We start from the raw sequence: 18,554 nt of genomic DNA, 5'->3' as shown, positions 1-18,554 counted from the left end.
TAACGAATGAAATCACACACGCGGCAAATCACTATCATCTTTCAACGGTAAATTAGAACTTCCCATCAAAAAAGCATCTACATGATATGCCGCTTGACGACCTTCCGAAATTGCCCAAACAATTAATGATTGCCCTCTACGCATATCGCCAGCTGTGAAAACACCTGAGACATTTGTCGCATAGTTTTTTGTAGTCGCTTTGATGTTGGTTCTGAAATCCATTTCCACTCCAAATTCGTCTGCTAATGTTTTTTCTGCACCTGTAAACCCTAATGCTAGTAATACTAAATCACAGTCCCATTGTTTTTCAGTGTTTGGAATTTCGTTTAATTGTGGTCGTTCGCCTTTTTTGAAAATCCATTCTACTTCCACTGTTTTTAATCCGATAAGGTTTCCTTTTTTGTCGCCTACAAATTCTTTTGTTGAGATACTAAAAAATCGTTCCACACCTTCTTGATGCGATGATGTTTCTTTGAGTTTCATAGGCCAATATGGCCACGGTTGATGCGCAGGACGACCGATTGTTGGCTTGCTTAAGATTTCAAAGTTTGTGACTGATGTTGCTCCGTGACGATTGCTCGTTCCGATACAATCAGAACCTGTATCGCCACCACCAATGACAATCACGTTTTTGCCTTTTGCGGACGTTATTTGATCAAAATCAACTAAACCATCTACATATTGATTATTTCGTTTTAGGAAATCCATTGCTTGATGTACGCCTTTCAGTTCTGCTCCTTTTATGGGAATGGAACGTTTTACCGTGGCACCACCACAAAGAACAATGGCGTCAAAGTCTTCTTTTAGTTGATTGGCATGGATGTCTACTCCAACATGCGCATTGGTTTTGAACGTGATTCCTTCTTCTGCTAATACTTTTATACGACGGTCAATGACCTGTTTTTCCATTTTAAAATCGGGAATTCCGTAGCGCAATAAACCGCCAATTTTTTCATCGCGTTCAAAAACAGTTATTGTATGACCTGCACGATTTAATTGTTGCGCAGCTGCTAAACCTGCTGGACCAGAACCGATGACAGCAACTGATTTTCCGGTTCTTATTTTTGGTGATTTTGCAACAATCCAACCTTCCGCGAAAGCGGTTTCTACGATGTTTTTTTCAATGTTTTCAATACTTACAGGATCTTCATTGATTCCTAATACACACGCTTCTTCACACGGCGCAGGACATAAACGACCTGTAAATTCTGGAAAGTTATTAGTCGCATGTAATATTTCTGCAGCTTCTTTCCATTTGCCTTTGTACACTTTGTCATTGAAATCGGGAATTAAGTTTCCTAACGGACAACCACTGTGACAGAATGGAATTCCACAATCCATACAACGCGCACCTTGATTTTGAAGTTCAGGTGTTTCTAACGGAATGGTAAATTCTTTGTAATTTTTTATTCGTTTTTTTGGCGTTTTATAGGTTTCATCTTGACGCTCATATTCTAAAAAACCAGTTATCTTTCCCATCGTTACGCTGTTTGTAATTGTTCGTTTTCTATTCTTATTAAGGCTTTTCTATATTCTTCTGGAAGTACTTTTTTAAATTTTGAAAGGTAGCTTTCCCAGTTTTGCAATATTCGTTTTGCTAACGGACTCGATGTTGCTTCAAAATGATTTTCAATTAATTGTTTTAGTTGTATTTGATCTTCTTTTGATTTCAGTGGATCAATGTTTAAATCTTCTCCATTACAGTTATCTGTAAATAGATTGTCTTCATCTAAAACATACGCGATTCCTCCGCTCATTCCTGCGCCAAAGTTTCGTCCTACTTTACCGAGAATTACTGCAATTCCTCCAGTCATGTATTCACATCCGTGATCGCCAATTCCTTCCACAACCGCTTTTGCTCCAGAGTTACGAACGCAAAAACGTTCACCAGCTTTTCCGTTGATGTAGACTTCTCCAGCAGTTGCGCCATATAAGGTTACATTCCCCGTAATGATATTGTCTTCTGGCACAATAGTACATGCTTTCGGAACTTTGATGATTAGTTTTGCTCCTGACAATCCTTTTCCTAGATAGTCATTCGTATTTCCATCTACTGTAAAAGTTAATCCTTTGGTTGCAAATGCTCCAAAACTTTGTCCTGCTGAACCGCTGAAATCAATGTTTATAGTATCTTCTGGCAAACCATCGGCTCCATATATTTTAGATATTTCATTGCTCAATATGGCTCCAACAGCTCTATCTATGTTTGTTATTGGCAATGTTAAATGTGTTTCTTGTCTTCGGAATAATGCTTGATGCGCCTGCTTTATGATTAGGAAATCTAAGTGTGTTTCCAGATGGTGATCTTGCTTTTCCGTATTGTATAGTTTGGTGTCTGCGGGAACATCAATTTTATGTAGTATTGGCGTTAAGTCAATTCCTGATGCTTTGTAATGTTCAATTGCTTTGTTGCGATTTAATTTCTGCACTTGACCTACCATTTCATTCACCGTTTTGAAACCTAGTGAAGCCATTATTTCACGTAATTCTTGTGCTACGAAATACATATAGTTTACTACATGTTCTGGCTTGCCCTTGAATTTTTTACGCAGTTCTGGATTTTGAGTCGCAATACCAACTGGACATGTATTTAGGTGGCAAACACGCATCATGATACAACCCGAAGCAACTAAAGGTGCCGTTGCAAAACCAAATTCTTCTGCGCCTAGCAAACACGCAATCGCAACATCACGACCCGTTTTTAGTTGCCCGTCGCATTCTAAGACGATTCTGTTTCTTAGATCGTTCATGACTAAGGTTTGTTGCGCTTCCGCAATTCCTAATTCCCAAGGTAAACCTGCATGTTTTAGTGATGTTAATGGTGATGCACCTGTTCCGCCGTCAAAACCTGATATTAAAACAACATCTGCTTTTGCTTTTGCAACTCCGGCAGCAACCGTTCCAACGCCAATTTCAGAGACTAGTTTTACATTGATTCGTGCTTCTCGGTTTGCAGATTTTAAATCATATATGAGTTGAGATAAATCTTCAATGGAATAGATATCATGATGCGGCGGCGGCGAAATTAACCCTACATACGGCGTGGAATTTCGTGTTTTGGCAATTTCATGATTTACTTTTGGACCTGGCAATTGTCCGCCTTCTCCTGGTTTTGCGCCTTGTGCTATTTTTATTTGAATTTCGTTCGCGCTAGTAAGGTAGTTTGAAGTCACTCCAAATCGTCCAGAAGCTACTTGTTTTATGGCTGAGTTTTTCCAGTCGCCTTGCGAGCTTTTGTAGAAACGTTCTTGATTTTCTCCACCTTCACCCGAGTTGCTTTTTCCGCCAATTCTGTTCATGGCAACCGCTAAGTTTTCGTGTGCTTCTTTGCTTATGGAACCATACGACATTGCGCCTGTTTTGAAACGCTTTACAATTGCTGTCCAAGGTTCTACTTCTTCTATTGGAATTGGATCGAATTGATCAAATTCAAATAAACCTCTAATAGTCATTAAGCTTTTCGATTGATCGTTTACCAAGTTGGAATATTCCTTGAAAGTAGACGATTTATTGGTTCGAACCGATTCTTGAAGTTTTGCTACCGTTAATGGATTGAATACATGTTTTTCTTGTCCACGTCGCCATCTGTATTCTCCGCCAATTTCAATATCCGCAGTTGTTTCATTTGCTTGAAATGCTTTTTTGTGACGTTTTACGATTTCTTTTTCAATTTCTCTTAAACCAATTCCTTGGATTCGCGTTGGTGTGTTTGGAAAGTATTTATGAACCGTTTGTGAATTAATTCCAACACATTCAAATAGTTGAGATCCACGATACGAATTCAACGTAGAGATTCCGATTTTATTCATCACTTTTAGAATCCCTTTTCCGATCGCTTTGTTATAGTTTTTTATTGCTGCCAAATATTCTAAATCTGTAACATCGTTAGATTCAACTTGTTCTTGAACAATTTCATTTACGATGTATGGATTTACAGCACTCGCACCAAAACCAAATAGTAAAGCAAAATGATGCACTTCTCTTGGTTCCGCAGATTCAATAATCAAGCTAATTTTTGAACGTTTTTTTAGTTTATGCAACGCATGATTAACATAGGAACATGCCAATAATGCTGGAATTGGCGCGTGATTTTCATCAACATATCTATCCGACAGAATGATAATGTTTGCGCCATCATCTATTGCTTTTGAAGCTTTAGACATTAAGTTTTCCAATGCTACTTCGAGTTCATTTAAACCTCTGTTTACTTCATATAACATTGAAATAGACTCTACTTTGAAATTAGGATTGGTATCGTAGTTTCTAATTTTATCTAAATCGTGTTTTGAGATGACTGGGTTTTGAATTTTTAACTTTTTACAGTGTTCCGCATTGATGTCAAATAAGTTTACATCACTTCCTAAGGTTAGACTGATGTCTGTAATGAGTTCTTCTCGGATTCCATCTAAAGGCGGATTGGTCACTTGGGCAAAGAGTTGTTTGAAGTAGTTGTACACAAGTTGTGGACGTTCAGATAGTATTGCAATTGGCGTATCGCTTCCCATAGATCCAATTGGTTCTTTTGCCAGTTGCGCCATTGGTCTGATAATCGTATTTAAATCTTCTTGTGTATAGCCAAAAACTACTTTTCGCTTTTTTAAGTCTATTTCATCATATTTAATAGGTCCTTTTTTTGCTGAAATTGCTTTTAGATGTACCAAGTTTTCGTTCAACCATTTTCTGTATGGATGTCTTGACGCTATTTCTTCTTTTATTTCTTCATCATTGACAATTCGACCTTCATTCATGTTTACTAGAAACATTTTTCCTGGTTCTAAACGCCCATGAAAACGTACATTTTCTGGTTTTATGTCTACAACACCCGTTTCTGAAGACATGATTACGTTTCCACTTTTGGTCACCGTATATCGTGAAGGTCGCAAACCATTTCTGTCTAATACGGCACCAATGTAATTCCCATCCGTAAACGGAATCGATGCTGGCCCGTCCCAAGGTTCCATGACACACGAATTGTATTCATAGAACGCTTTTTTGGTGTCATTCATGTTGGCGTTTTTTTCCCAAGCTTCTGGCACTAACATCATCATTGCTTCAGGTAATGAACGACCTGTCATGAGTAATAATTCGACTACCATATCTAAGGTTGCTGAATCTGATTTTCCTTTTAGTATGGTTGGAATTATTTTTTTGATGTCATCACCAAATAATGGACTTTCCATAATTTCTTCACGTGAAAACATGCGCGATACATTTCCCCTCAAGGTATTTATTTCTCCATTATGACAGATGTACCTGAATGGTTGTGCTAAATCCCACGTTGGAAATGTATTGGTTGAAAAACGCTGATGTACTAAAGCCAAACGCGTATCTAAAACCGAGTCATATAAATCTAGATAGTATTCATTGATATGTTCTGGTTTTAGTAATCCTTTATATATGATGATTTTGGTAGATAAACTCGGAACGTAAAAAAATTGCGATTCAGATAGTTTGGAATCATATATTGTATGTTCGGCAATTTTTCGTGCTGCGAATAGTTTTAGTTTAAAATCGAAATCTGATTGATCTGGATTAGATTTACCTATGAATAATTGTTTTACAAAAGGTTCTGTTGTTTTCGCAATTTCTCCTAAAACTTCACTGTTTACAGGAACATCTCTCCAACCTATAAGCTGTAAGCCTTGTTTGTCAATTTCTGCTTCAAATACATCAATACAATAGTTTCGTTGATTTTCTTTTTTTGGTAAAAAGACATTGCTTGCTGCATATTCACCTGCTTTTGGAAGTTTAAAGTCGCAGAATTTTTCAAAGAATTTATGAGGAATATCTATTAGAATTCCTGCGCCATCGCCTGTGACACCATCCGAACTTACAGCACCACGATGTTCTAGTTTTACTAAAATTTCAAGTGCTTTATGAATGATATCATTAGAACGTTTTCCCGTTAAACTACATATAAATCCTGCACCGCAATTATCATGTTCAAATTCTGGCAAATACAGTCCTTGTTTCTTTAGCATAATCATCTTGTTTTGGTACGTAAAAAGTACTTTTTCAAGAACGAATATATAGTGTCATTTTTGAAGTGTCACTATGTGTAAATGATTATTTCGAGATTCGGAATTTCAGACCTTTTAAATACATTTTTAACATTTTTAGCATGCTTATTTTACAAAATATTCAATGTTAAAATATTTAAAAAAACATCCATTATTTGCGAAAACGTTTGCGAAAGATCAATTTAATTACAGATTTTTCATCAAAATTATTAAAATCATGTGAATTTTGTAAAATTCTGATTATTGATTTATCAAAAAAACTTATAAAAAATAGTTAACCCTAAAAATAATAGGGTTCAAAATTGTTATTTAATAAAAATGAATCGTTTGACCCTATTTTTTTGTGGGTGCAAGTAAAGTTTATATAGATTTGGATCGGAATAACCATATAATTCAAAATTTATGAAACATTTATTTACACTAACATTACTTTTAACAAGTTTAGTTTTGAGCGCACAAGAAAAAACAGACGCTCCTGAAAAAAAATTCACATTTGGAGGAAGTATAGATGCTTACTTCAGAACTAACTTCACAGCCCCAAATGATGATAATCAAATTGCTCCAGCAACTTCTTTTGCAGACACCGCTGGTTTTTCATTAGGTATGGGAAATATTATTGCTTCTTATGAAAAAGGGAAAGTTGGTGCTGTTGCTGATTTAGTTTTCGGTCCAAGAGGTGAAGCTGCAAGTGCAACTGTATTGAATCAGTTATTTGCTTATTACAACATCAGCAAAAACACAAAGCTTACTATTGGAAAGTTCAACACTTTTTTAGGATATGAAGTGATTTCTCCAACTGGAAACTTTAACTACAGTACTTCTTATTTATTCTCTAATGGTCCATTTTCACATACTGGATTGAAAGCTGATTTTACACTTTCTGAAGATTTTAGTTTGATGCTAGGTGTGTTTAATCAAACGGATGTGACCGAATTTAATCCTGATGGAAGTTACGCCGTAGGAGCACAATTAGGATATAGCGATCAGTTTTTAAACTTACTGTACGACAAAGCCGGACTAGGTTTTGAAATAGATTATACAGGTGGTTTTGATGCGACTGAAGACTTTTATATTGGAATTAATGCTGCGTATGCAGATAATGAAGGTGAAGGATTCTACGGAGTAGATATTTACCCTCAATACAGCACAAGCGAATCTTTAACAATAGGTTTGAGAGGCGAATATTTTCAAACACAAAGTGATGCCATCAGTGATGACCCTAGTGTTTTTTCAGTAACACTTACTGGAAGCTATGTGGTTGATGAAGATTTAATTATTAAACCTGAATTTAGACTTGATAGTGGTTCTGAAGATATTTTTATTGATACAGATTTAATGGCAACAAAAAGCTTAGGTTCTTTTGTTTTAGCTGCTATCTACCAATTTTAATTACATAATAAGATAACTAACAATAAATATAATTACGATGGATAATTTTTTAACGATTTTACCAAATCTAATTACAATTCAAGATGTTGCACCAGCTTCCACAAAAGATATAGAAGAAGCAGTGAGTGCAATTAATGGAGATTTAGGAATGCTATGGATGTTACTTTCGGGTATTCTAGTATTTTTTATGCAAGCAGGATTTACGCTTGTTGAAACAGGAATGACACGCTCTAAAAACGCAGCAAATATTGCAATGAAAAACTTGCTTGATATTTGTGTCGGTTCACTAACCTATTGGTTCGTTGGATATTCTTTAATGTATGGAACAGCTAATGATAGTGGTACATTTTTCTGGAGTGGATTAATGCAAGGTAAAGGTGCCGATTTATTCTTTCAGACAATGTTTGCCGCTACTGCAGCTACGATTGTTTCTGGTGCTATTGCAGGACGAACTAAATATTCTACCTACGTAATATTTTCTATTGTGATGACAGCACTTATTTATCCAATTGCTGGTGGATGGCAATGGCAAGGATCTGGCTGGCTAACAGAGTTAGGATTTATTGATTTTGCAGGTTCTTCTATTGTTCACTCTGTGGGTGGATGGGCTGCTTTAGTTGCTGCCATTATGGTAGGGCCAAGAATTGGTAAATTTGTAGATGGAAAAGTATTCTCAATTCCTGGTCACAATCAAGTTTTGGCAACTTTAGGTGTATTTATCCTTTGGTTAGGATGGTTTGGTTTTAATGGTGGATCTCAACTTGCATGGGGCGGAGCTGATGCTATCGGAGCTTCTAATGTTATTTTAATTACAAACTTAGCTGCCGCAGCAGGTGGTTTAGGTGCATTAATAACGACATGGATTTGGTATGGAAAACCTAATTTACCACAAACACTAAATGGTGCATTAGCTGGGTTGGTAAGTATTACTGCGGGTTGCGGAAATATGTCTGCAATTGGAGCTGTTTTTGCAGGACTTATTGGAGGTATTATTGTTGTATTCTCAATAGAATTTATTGAAAAGAAACTTAAAATTGACGATGCCATCGGAGCAGCTTCTGTACACGGCGTTGCTGGTGTTTGGGGAACTGTAGTGATAGGCCTTTGGGGTATTAATGGTGATAAAGGCATAGGTCTTTTTAACGGTGGTGGCGCAGAACAACTAGGAGTACAAGCTCTAGGTAGTTTAGCGTATGCTGTTTGGGCTGTTGTATTATCTTTTATCGTTTTTAAAATCTTAAAATCAACGATGGGACTTCGGGTTACTGAAGAAGAAGAAATGGTTGGATTAGACCTTTCTGAACATGGAGAAATTGCATATCCAGGAAAACGTGATAGAGGCTAATAATAAAAATACATACTAATTGTTATGTATAAATTTAATTGTTGAAAAAACCTTCGGAACTATTGTTTCGGAGGTTTTTTGCTTAAGAATTCATCTTGACTTTTTCTATTATTTCTGAATGGCATTAAATTTGTACATTTAAGCACAACATTATTAATAGCTATTATGAAAAAAATTATTTGCGCTTTAGTACTCGTCCTTTTTTGTGTTTCTTTTGGAAATGCACAAGTTTGGAAACAACTTCGCGGTGGCGGACAAGGAAAAGCTATTTATAACGACAATGGAACTCTTTGGGTTATTGGAATGCAAAACAGTGTTTTTTCATATAACGGTCGTACGTGGCAAGAATATCCTGGTCGCGGAAAAGCAATAGATATTGCCGTACATAATGGAACGCCTTATATTATTGGACTCAACAACGGAATATGGAAAGGAACAGGTTCAGGTTGGGTTCCAATGCCTGGAAACGGACTCGGAAAGCGAATTTATAGTGACAACGGTCAACTGTGGCTTATAGGAGTTAATAACAACATATTTTCATTTGATGGCAGAAACTGGAATTTATATCCAGGATATGGAAGCGCTATTGATATTGCAGCACATAATGGAATTCCATATATCATCGCGGAAGACGGAAGTATATGGCGTGGAAACGGCATGGGCTGGATACAACTTCGCGGAAATGGAATTGGTCAAAAAATATATTGCGATCGCGGAACGGTTTGGGTTATTGGTATAAATAACGGAATTTTTACGTACCGTTTTGGTCGCTGGAACGAATATCGTGGCGGCGGAAGAGCCTTAGATCTTACTGTTCATAGAGGAATTCCGTATGTTATTGGGCTTCGGAATGCTATTTGGAAAGGATAAAAAGAGGCTGTCTGAAAAGTTTTTAGAAAGCGTCATTCTGAACTTGATTCAGAATCTCATCACACTGATTATCAATGATTATGAGAAACCGAATCAAGTTCGGTTTGACGAAATTTTGACTTTTTAGACAGCCTCTTTTTTTTTTATTGTTATTTTTTAATATTACGTCCAAGCATTGACAATTCCGCCCATAATAGCAAACGAAACTACCCAATATCCGACGTTGATCAACATGTATTTGAATGATTTTTGCTCGTACATTGCATTCGTTACCAAGGCTGGCATGACAACAAATAACGAAACCAAAAGTCCATGCACAACACCATGCCCAAAAGTTAAAAACTTTTCTTGTCCATGTGGATCCCCAGGTTCTCCACCTGTGGCAACGGAAGTCATGTAAATAAAAAATACCGCTATAAAAGCTAAAACAACACTCAATCCGAGTCGCAATGGCATGCTTCCTTGCTGTGCTTTCTCTTCGGTCATGCCTGTTTCTTTCATCCAAGCTTTTCCAAACAAAGGTCCATACCACAAAAAGCCAATCACAAGTGTAGACAAAGCCGCTACTACAAGTGCAATCCAATTAATGTTTTCCATAATTTTGATGTTAGTTAATATAGGTTAGTATTTTAAATGTACTGTTTTTTAACTAATAATCAAATAGTTACTGAATTTCTTGAAGATATAAGATTAGTATTTCACTGTTGTTCGATAAAAGATTAAAGATCGCTGCGCTGTTAGATTATAGCATAAAGACTCGTTATGCAACTAATTGAAAAACAGAGATTATAATTATATTTTTTTATGCTTGCCAATAATACTTTCATTCCTAATGAAGATTGATTAAAAGCAATGGTTGTTCATGAATACTTTCCTAGAAACTCATTGATCGTAGGGTATTGAGAAGAATATCAAAAATTTTATCGGGCACTAATATTATTAGTTAAAAGATATTATTTCTTTCAAAAAGGTTTACAAAATTTTCAATTTCATTAATATTTGGCAAATCTGATCTGTATTTATCTACAATAAAATCATGTAAGTCCTTATTATTAAATTTTATCAATTCATCTAAAAGTTTATAGTATGTTGATGAATTTCTACCTTTAAATTTTGTTGTTTTTAATTCATTTATGATAAACGATTGCAATTCATCACTATATACTGACCTATGCCAATTACACAAATAAAATATTGCATCAATGTAATCTTTTTTAAATCCTAATGTATAAATTGTTTCTTTTAAATCATCATCATACATTCTATTTTCCAAAGCTCTCCCTAACAATGACTTGTTTGGATTTTCTGATGCTATTATTATTTTATCAAGCTCAAAAAGGACTTCATCTTTTGCATTTTTCATATTCACTAAATTCCAGTATCTATGATAAAATTCGCTCGATAATTTATCTTTATTAAGTAGACAACCTGAATACGTTTCAACAATTCTACCGTCTTTAATTAGCGTCTCAAAGATTTTAGGTAAGTCTTCGTATTCCTGTTCAATCAATGCCCAACTTGCATAACAGACAACTACAGGATTTTCATGTGTTAGTAATTGTATTAACTGATTGGAGTTTGCCTTTTGACTTAATTCTTTAAATTTTAAATAATTTTGTCCTGTCCAGCCTCCAATTCCAACATGTTCATATTCAACAATATTTTTATCTGAAATTTCAGAGACTAGCTTGTCTACATCTTGACTACAAGATGTTATTGAAGTTAAAACAAAAATCATATATAATATTTTTCTCATAATTACACGTAACAGTAGGTTTAATAGGAATTTCTATTACTTATATCATAGTAAAACTTATTTTTTCTTGTAAAAGTATAGTTATTGATCAAAATCAAATAGTTACTGTAAATCTTGAGGCTTCTTCCCGAATTTTCGCGTATCTTCTTTTGTCAATACTTTAAAGTTTTTTGCTTTTGGCGCATTGCGCAATGCATCATTAAAAAATACTGGTAATCCAATCAATTGACGTGATTTTAAATCGATCCAAGCACCCATAATTTCACAACTTGCAAAGTTTTTTCCGTTAGTATCATAAAAATTATGAATAAACTCAAAGAACATTCCGTCTTCACTCAGTCCTGCAACTTCTAGCGAAACGCGTACAGGTTTCCCTAAAAATGCTTCTTTAAAATAATACACATGCTCGTAAAATACTACTGGACCAATATTGTTTTTGGCTAATTCTTTTTGCGTAAAACCATTCTCAATGAGAAACCCCATTCGCGTATGACTCATAAAGTTTATGTACGCAGCGTTGGCTAAATGACGATTTGCATCTAAATCACTCCAACGAATTTCAAATTCTTTAAAATACATTGTATATTTATTTTTTTATTTATCAAAAATAGTATGCCAATATTAAATACGTATTACGATCCACCACTTATTTTTAAAAATGGTCATGTTTCAACGGTGTATTCAGGTTTATTCCGAAAAGGCGCAAAAATTGAACAGAAAAGAGAACGTATTACTTTAAGTGATAGTGATTTTATAGATTTAGATTGGAGTTTTGCCAAGAAAAAAACCAATAAGCTTATCATTTTACTACATGGTTTGGAAGGAAATGCACAACGCGCTTATATTACGCGATCGGCAAAATTATTTAATGATCATGAGTATGATGCTATTGCTATGAACTACAGAAGCTGTAGTGGCGAACCCAATCGTTTGTATCGTTCTTACAATGCTGGTGCTACGGACGATTTGAGAGAAGTTGTTGCACATGTGCTTACAAACCATCCAAAATACGATCATATTATTATGAAAGGATTTAGCTTGGGCGGAAATATGTTGTTGAAATATTTAGGCGAATCAATTCGTGTTCCTAAAGAAGTAAAAGCCGGAATCGCTATTTCCGTTCCTTGTTCTTTGCATGGTTCATTACAGCAGATGAATCGGTTAGAGAATCGCTTGTACACCAATCGTTTTATAAAACATTTACAAGAAAAACTCATGGAAAAACATAAAGCATTTCCATCATTATTGAGTTTAGAGGATATTAAAAAAGCAGATACTTTATTTAAAATTGACGATTTATATTCTTCTAAAGCGCATGGTTTTAAAGATGCACTAGATTATTATAAAAAGTGTTCTTCATTACAGTTTTTGCGCTATATTAAAATTCCGACCTTAGTTATTAATTCCTTAAATGATTCTTTTTTATCTAAAGATTGCTATCCAATTAAAGAAGCAGAAGAAAACGACGATTTGTATTTAGAAATGCCAAAATACGGTGGACATGTAGGTTTTTTTGAGTTTGGTCAAATTTACCATTCAGAAGCACAAGCTTTGAGCTTTGCTACTTCGGTTTAAAATGTGAGTTTTGTTGATGAAGCCGAATGGCTTTTTGTGATAATAATAATCCAACAGCTAATGACATAAATGCTCCGATGGAAATTCCTGGAATGTAATTGATAAATAAGAAGAAGTCATAAATTCCATGAAAGAAAGTCGCCAACGCTAATCCCATCAAATTGTACTTCACACGGTTTCTGGAAAATTTTGCTTTTCCCATATAATAGCCCATAATAATTCCAAAAGTTGCATGTGCTGGAACTGCTGTAAAAGCTCTGTATATGGCAATGTCTATTCCACCTTGAAACGCATACGCTAAGTTTTCGGTGACTGCAAAACCCATAGAAACCATAATGGCATACATAATTCCGTCGTACGGTTCGTCAAACTCTTTGTGATTTTGGGCAAAGTACCGCACAAATATATATTTGCTAAATTCTTCTACCAAAGCCACAACAAAAAAGGCTTTGCAAAATTGAACCCAAACAATTGGTTCTTCTAACCCAGGATAGTATTGTGAAACAAATAAATGAGAGACAGACGCAATTAAAATACTCCCAACAGCACCCAAAAAGAAACAGATGAATAATAAGTGCCGTGGTTCCTTATCATATTTATCACTGTAATAAATATAAGTTATAATCAAAAGCGCAGGAGCAATAGATAATAATATTAAAGGCATCAGGTAGTTTTGTCAAAAATAAAAAAACGAATGATAATATGAACGATTTATCTTGGTTTATCATCACATTATTTCATTAAACTTTCGGCCACAGCCAAAAAACTGTTTTCACAAAAGTCTTGAATACATACAGAATAGCCACAAAGAAACCGAAACGTTGTCGCTATTTTTATTATTTTTGCCGTTATGATAAAGTCTATGACCGGATTCGGAAAGTCTGTTGAACAACTTCCGTCTAAAAAAATAACTATTGAATTAAAATCACTGAACAGCAAGAGTTTGGATTTGAATGCTCGAATTCCTTCTTCTTATCGGGAAAAAGAATTGGCAATGCGTAAAACAATTGCGGCTACTTTAGTAAGAGGAAAGGTTGATTTCTCTTTGTATATAGAAGCCACTGCGGAAGAAACTTCTACCGTAATCAACAAAGCAGTTGTAAAAGAATATATGCGTCAATTGCGCGATATTGAACCTGAAGCAGATGATATAGAGTTATTGAAAATGGTCGTTCGTATGCCCGATTCATTAAAAACCGAACGTGAGGAAATAGATGCAAAAGAATTTGAAGTCATTCAAAATGCATTGCAACATGCCATTAAAGAACTCAACGAATATCGCTTGGAAGAAGGAAAAGTGTTAGAACAAGACTTTTTACTTCGTGTGAAAAACATTTCAAATTTACTAACTAGTATTATTGAAATGGACGATGAACGTATGAATTCTGTGAGAGGAAGACTTCGCAAAGCCTTGGATGATTTGAAAGAACAAGTAGACGAAAATCGTTTTGAGCAAGAATTGATTTATTATTTAGAAAAATTTGATATTACTGAAGAAAAAGTTCGGTTGGCAAACCACTTAGATTATTTTTCAAAGTCGTTACATTCTACCGATTCTAATGGGAAAAAGTTAGGCTTCATTACGCAAGAAATTGGTCGTGAAATCAACACCATTGGTTCTAAATCTAATTACGCGCCCATGCAACAATTGGTCGTACAGATGAAAGACGAATTGGAGAAAATAAAAGAACAACTTTTAAACGTGTTGTAAATGAAAAGAGGCAAGCTAATTGTATTTGCAGCACCTTCTGGCGCAGGGAAAACCACTATTGTTCATCACTTATTAGGAATTCCTAAATTGAATTTAGAATTTTCTATTTCGGCAGCTTCTCGCGAAAAACGCGGTACAGAAATCGAAGGAAAAGATTATTATTTTTTATCTCCTGCAGCGTTTAGACAAAAAATTAAAAACAAAGAATTTTTAGAGTGGGAAGAAGTGTATCCTGAAAATTATTACGGAACACTTAAAACAGAAGTTGATCGTATTTGTGATGCAGGAAGAAACGTTATTTTTGATATTGACGTTGTTGGCGCTTTACGTATCAAACGAAAATTTCCAGAAGAAACGTTAACTGTTTTTGTAGAGCCACCAAGTATTAATGAATTGATTGTACGCCTAAAAGGTAGAAAAACTGAAAGTGACGAAAAAATTGATATGCGTGTTGCCAAAGCTGCCGTAGAAATGGCAACAGCGCCACAGTTTGACGTGATTGTAATGAATGACGATTTGGACAGAGCAAAAGCAGAAGCCGAAAAGATAGTTGCTGAATATTTAGGAATTGAAACAAATAAATAAAATGAAAATTGGTTTGTATTTTGGCACGTTCAATCCGATTCATATTGGACATTTGGCAATTGCCAATCACATGGCAGAATACAGCGACTTAGACGCTATTTGGATGGTGGTAACGCCACACAATCCGTTTAAAAAGAAAAGTAGCTTACTCGATAATCATCATCGCTATCAAATGGTCATGGTTGCTACGGACGAGTATCCTAAGATTAAGCCAAGCAAAATAGAATTCAACTTACCACAACCAAATTATACCGTAAATACCTTAGCGCATTTACAAGAAAAATATCCGACGCATGAGTTTTGCCTTATTATGGGCGAAGACAATTTAAAAGGATTTCACAAGTGGAAAAACTACGATGTGATTTTAGCAAACCACGATGTGTATGTATATCCTAGAGTTTCGGAAGGTTTAGTAGAACATCAATTTAAAGATCATCCTAAGATTCATAAGGTGAATGCGCCGATTATGGAAATTTCTTCTACGTTTATTCGAAAAGCAATTAAAGAAAAGAAAAACATCAAACCATTATTACCTGAAAATGTTTGGGAATATATTGATGAGATGAATTTTTATAAGAAGTAATCTTAATTTTTCAATTTGAAGATTGTCTGATTTGAAAATGTAGCTTGTGACTTGAAAGTATTTCTCGATACTATTTTCTGGCGAAAATCACTTGAAATGACGATTTGTAAAAAAATCATGAATATAGAACAACAGTCTTATTCAATCTTTTAATTATTGAATTTTCGTATACACATATTCTTCGTTGTTTTCCATATCAACTAAGACTAAAGTACCATCGTTGCGTTCGTTGACACCTTTCAACTCATAACATCTTGAAGATTCACCTTGATCGTCAGTTATTTTGACAAATAACGAACGATACGTGCTATATTCATCGCATTGTGTCGCTATGGTATAATGATAATTTTTGCCTTCTTTATTTGCGTAGTAATCTTTCCCAATTCCATTTTGAAGAAACTCTAATGTATATTCTGGGTTCGATTGTGACGCCCAAGTTCCAATAATTTCCTTTTTTGGCATTACGAAAGATGTAATTCCCAAAAGGATCAATAACAATATAGAAAGCGGAATAATTATTAGTGGACGATAGCTTCTCATAATATTGGTTTGTTTAGAAAGCAATATTAGACGTTTTTCGAGGTACGGAACAAGGGGACTTTTCCCCTTTTTTGTAGGTTTTTAACTTATATGTAGCAAAAAACTCCTCAAGATTGAGGAGTTTTTCATATTTGTATGTTAATCCAATGCTGGAATTCGTAATACTTGTCCCGGATATATTAAATCTGGATTTTTCAACATTGGTTTGTTTGCTTCAAAAATTACTGGATATTTCATAGCATTTCCATAATATTGTTTGGCAATTTTTCCAAGTGTATCACCTTTAGCTACGGTATGAAATTGTGCTTCTGGTTCTTTGTGTTCTACTTCCATTCTGTCATCAACCATGGCAATTCCATGTGTGTTTCCTACGACTAAAACTACTTTTTCTTTAGTTGCCTGATCGTATGCTTTTCCAGTAATGATTGCCGTGTCGCCTTCAAGTGAAACATATAAATCTTCCACGTGTAAATCTAAATCATGAATTGTCTCTTTGATTGACGCTTCATCTTCAGCTCTCTTAATTGCAACTTCTTCTAAATGTTCTTCAGCTTTTTCAATAGCTTCTTCTGCGGCTTTTTCAGCGGATGTTTTTCCACCAAATATTTTGGCACCTGCATCTTTTATAAATGAAAATAATCCCATAATTGTTCTTTGTTTTATTATTTGTTAATTGAGGTTTTTATTGAATTGTTAATGTACGAAAAATCATGTGGTTCACAAAAGTTCAATAGTATTTATGTAACTAAACGATGTACTGCAAAAAGTTTCTTTAAGTTGCATTTTGCACGCAGCTTTTCAAGCTTTTCAAAATACTTATTTCAAACTGTAATTTGTGATGAAAAGAAAATTAGAAATCGTTTGCAGAAGATTCCGCTCCGCAGCAGAGTTAATTCAACTTGCAGTTTTGCATGCGACTTTCAGGCTTTTCAAAATACTTATTTCAAACTGTAATTTGTGATGAAAAGAAAATTAGAAATCGTTTGCAGAAGACTCCGCTCTGCAGCGGAGTTAATTCAACTTGCAGTTTTGCATGCGCCTTTCAGGCTTTTCAAAACTGAGTTTCATTAAAAAAAAGAAACAGTTTTCACAAAGTCGTGAAAACTGTTTCTAAACTAAATAACCAACCAAAGTCTTTATGTTTTTATTTCTTAAAGTCGTCTTTATTGAACTTCTTATTGATAATTTTTTTACGTTTTTTATCGGTCTGCTTCAACTGTGTTGTACTTCCATCTGCTGACGGACGTAAGAATTGAATGTAACCTCTTCCTTGAAACTCGTATGTTGTTCCAGAATCTGGGTGAAACAACTCTATGTTTCCGTCATCTATAACGTTCAATTCAAAATATTCATTGTCCAGATAATCATAATCTAATGTTAAAACTTTCGAGTACGGATCGCCAGCTACATCATACACTGTATAAATTCCTTCGTAATCGTAGATTATATCTGCAATTGGCGTATCTACATTATCTGTAGATGATAAAAATGTATCATCATTTCCACCTGATAAAAACGTTAAGAAATTTTCATCATCAAATGCATTTAGCATTCCAGTCTGACTTGTAAATGTTTTTTTCCATGCCGTAAATTCTTGTAATAAATAGTGAATATTGTCATAGAATACGAAATCGTAATCAAAATTTGAACGTTGATATCCTGTTAAGTAATAACTTGTATTTGTAGCTGTATCAACCATACGAATTCTGTTTACACTAAGTTGATCTACACGCAATGGATAAAATCCATCAATATCATGATCAATCTCTACAAAATCGAAATCAGTTCCGTAGATTCCAACATCAATTCCATATCCGTTTCCGTTGGTTCCTATTCCCGAAATATTATTGTTTGCATACAAGGTTCCATTGATAAATGATACCGTAAACGCACGTTGTAAAAACGGAACTTCACCGTTTCCAGTAGTTTCGTTGATATTTACATACCATAATTCATACGAGTTCAATAACTGATTCAAAGTAATTCCTGGTGGATCAATAATTGGATCTTCTACTATAACTTCCGTATAACATGAGCTCATTATTGAACTAACTAATGTAATTGTTAAGAGTAATTTTAGAGTCTTCATAAGCCAATCTGTTTAATGTTGATGTTTAATAGTATTCAAAACACATGCCAAAAAAGCAAACTCTTGATTTTCAAGCATGCGTTAAGAGCAA

16 protein-coding genes are annotated in these 18,554 nt (G+C 34.8%); 7 read left to right on the top strand and 9 right to left on the bottom strand.

Features of this window, described 5'->3' with window-relative positions; genetic code table 11:
- Window positions 1-12: 12 nt before the first annotated feature.
- Both H2O64_RS05980 and gltB read right to left on the bottom strand, forming a co-directional pair.
- Window positions 13-1,479, bottom strand: a complete 1,467-nt coding sequence (locus H2O64_RS05980; RefSeq protein WP_187561259.1) for a glutamate synthase subunit beta — start codon at window positions 1,477-1,479, stop codon at window positions 13-15.
- 2 nt (window positions 1,480-1,481) lie between these two features.
- Window positions 1,482-5,981: a glutamate synthase large subunit gene (gene gltB / locus H2O64_RS05975; protein WP_215907128.1), complete on the bottom strand. Its 4,500-nt coding sequence runs from the start codon at window positions 5,979-5,981 to the stop codon at window positions 1,482-1,484.
- Window positions 5,982-6,422: 441 nt separating this feature from the next.
- Between gltB and H2O64_RS05970 the strand changes: the two genes are divergently transcribed.
- From H2O64_RS05970 to H2O64_RS05960, 3 genes are all read left to right on the top strand, one after another.
- A complete protein-coding gene (locus tag H2O64_RS05970; RefSeq protein WP_187561258.1) occupies window positions 6,423-7,409 on the top strand; it encodes an outer membrane beta-barrel protein in 987 nt (328 codons plus the stop codon).
- A gap of 37 nt (window positions 7,410-7,446) precedes the next feature.
- Window positions 7,447-8,754, top strand: coding sequence for an ammonium transporter (locus H2O64_RS05965; RefSeq protein ID WP_187561257.1), 1,308 nt, complete (start codon window positions 7,447-7,449; stop codon window positions 8,752-8,754).
- A 165-nt stretch (window positions 8,755-8,919) separates the two neighbouring features.
- The gene (locus H2O64_RS05960; protein WP_187561256.1) at window positions 8,920-9,624 is read left to right on the top strand and encodes a hypothetical protein; all 705 of its coding nucleotides are present in this window, start codon (window positions 8,920-8,922) and stop codon (window positions 9,622-9,624) included.
- A 162-nt stretch (window positions 9,625-9,786) separates the two neighbouring features.
- On the opposite strand, the gene H2O64_RS05955 is transcribed toward H2O64_RS05960, so the two are convergent.
- The 3 genes from H2O64_RS05955 to H2O64_RS05945 all read right to left on the bottom strand — a co-directional run bounded on the left by H2O64_RS05955 (window position 9,787) and on the right by H2O64_RS05945 (window position 11,959).
- On the bottom strand, window positions 9,787-10,221 hold the full coding sequence (locus H2O64_RS05955) for a DUF1761 domain-containing protein (RefSeq protein WP_187561255.1): 435 nt from the start codon (window positions 10,219-10,221) through the stop codon (window positions 9,787-9,789).
- 346 nt (window positions 10,222-10,567) lie between these two features.
- Window positions 10,568-11,362, bottom strand: coding sequence for a hypothetical protein (locus H2O64_RS05950; protein ID WP_187561254.1), 795 nt, complete (start codon window positions 11,360-11,362; stop codon window positions 10,568-10,570).
- A gap of 120 nt (window positions 11,363-11,482) precedes the next feature.
- On the bottom strand, window positions 11,483-11,959 hold the full coding sequence (locus H2O64_RS05945) for an acyl-CoA thioesterase (protein ID WP_187561253.1): 477 nt from the start codon (window positions 11,957-11,959) through the stop codon (window positions 11,483-11,485).
- A 33-nt stretch (window positions 11,960-11,992) separates the two neighbouring features.
- On the opposite strand from H2O64_RS05945, the gene H2O64_RS05940 reads away from it, so the two are divergent.
- A complete protein-coding gene (locus H2O64_RS05940) occupies window positions 11,993-12,955 on the top strand; it encodes a YheT family hydrolase (protein WP_187561252.1) in 963 nt (320 codons plus the stop codon).
- On the opposite strand, the gene H2O64_RS05935 is transcribed toward H2O64_RS05940, so the two are convergent.
- Window positions 12,942-13,619: a PrsW family intramembrane metalloprotease gene (locus tag H2O64_RS05935; RefSeq protein ID WP_187561251.1), complete on the bottom strand. Its 678-nt coding sequence runs from the start codon at window positions 13,617-13,619 to the stop codon at window positions 12,942-12,944. The two genes, H2O64_RS05940 and H2O64_RS05935, sit on opposite strands and share 14 nt — an antisense overlap.
- Window positions 13,620-13,817: 198 nt before the next feature.
- Between H2O64_RS05935 and H2O64_RS05930 the strand changes: the two genes are divergently transcribed.
- The 3 genes from H2O64_RS05930 to nadD are packed head-to-tail and all read left to right on the top strand — an operon-like array spanning window position 13,818 to window position 15,834.
- A complete protein-coding gene (locus tag H2O64_RS05930) occupies window positions 13,818-14,666 on the top strand; it encodes a YicC family protein (protein ID WP_394368166.1) in 849 nt (282 codons plus the stop codon).
- Complete coding sequence (gmk, locus tag H2O64_RS05925; RefSeq protein ID WP_187561249.1) at window positions 14,667-15,251, top strand: guanylate kinase; 585 nt, start codon at window positions 14,667-14,669, stop codon at window positions 15,249-15,251.
- A 1-nt stretch (window position 15,252) separates the two neighbouring features.
- Window positions 15,253-15,834, top strand: coding sequence for a nicotinate (nicotinamide) nucleotide adenylyltransferase (gene nadD / locus H2O64_RS05920; RefSeq protein WP_187561248.1), 582 nt, complete (start codon window positions 15,253-15,255; stop codon window positions 15,832-15,834).
- 153 nt (window positions 15,835-15,987) lie between these two features.
- Here nadD and H2O64_RS05915 read toward each other — a convergent pair whose 3' ends face one another.
- The 3 genes from H2O64_RS05915 to H2O64_RS05905 form a co-directional block, all read right to left on the bottom strand.
- A complete protein-coding gene (locus H2O64_RS05915; RefSeq protein ID WP_187561247.1) occupies window positions 15,988-16,296 on the bottom strand; it encodes a hypothetical protein in 309 nt (102 codons plus the stop codon).
- Between the two features lie 216 nt (window positions 16,297-16,512).
- Entirely contained in the window at window positions 16,513-17,019 is a 507-nt protein-coding gene (gene lysM / locus H2O64_RS05910; RefSeq protein ID WP_187561246.1) for a peptidoglycan-binding protein LysM, read from the bottom strand.
- Between the two features lie 499 nt (window positions 17,020-17,518).
- A complete protein-coding gene (locus H2O64_RS05905; protein WP_187561245.1) occupies window positions 17,519-18,463 on the bottom strand; it encodes a nicotinic acid mononucleotide adenyltransferase in 945 nt (314 codons plus the stop codon).
- Window positions 18,464-18,554: the final 91 nt, after the last annotated feature.

Source organism: Kordia aestuariivivens (assembly GCF_014397005.1).
Classification (GTDB): Bacteria; Bacteroidota; Bacteroidia; order Flavobacteriales; family Flavobacteriaceae; genus Kordia; species Kordia aestuariivivens.
Note: the sequence above shows the minus strand (reverse complement) of the source record. Positions and strands in the feature narration are given on the sequence as shown.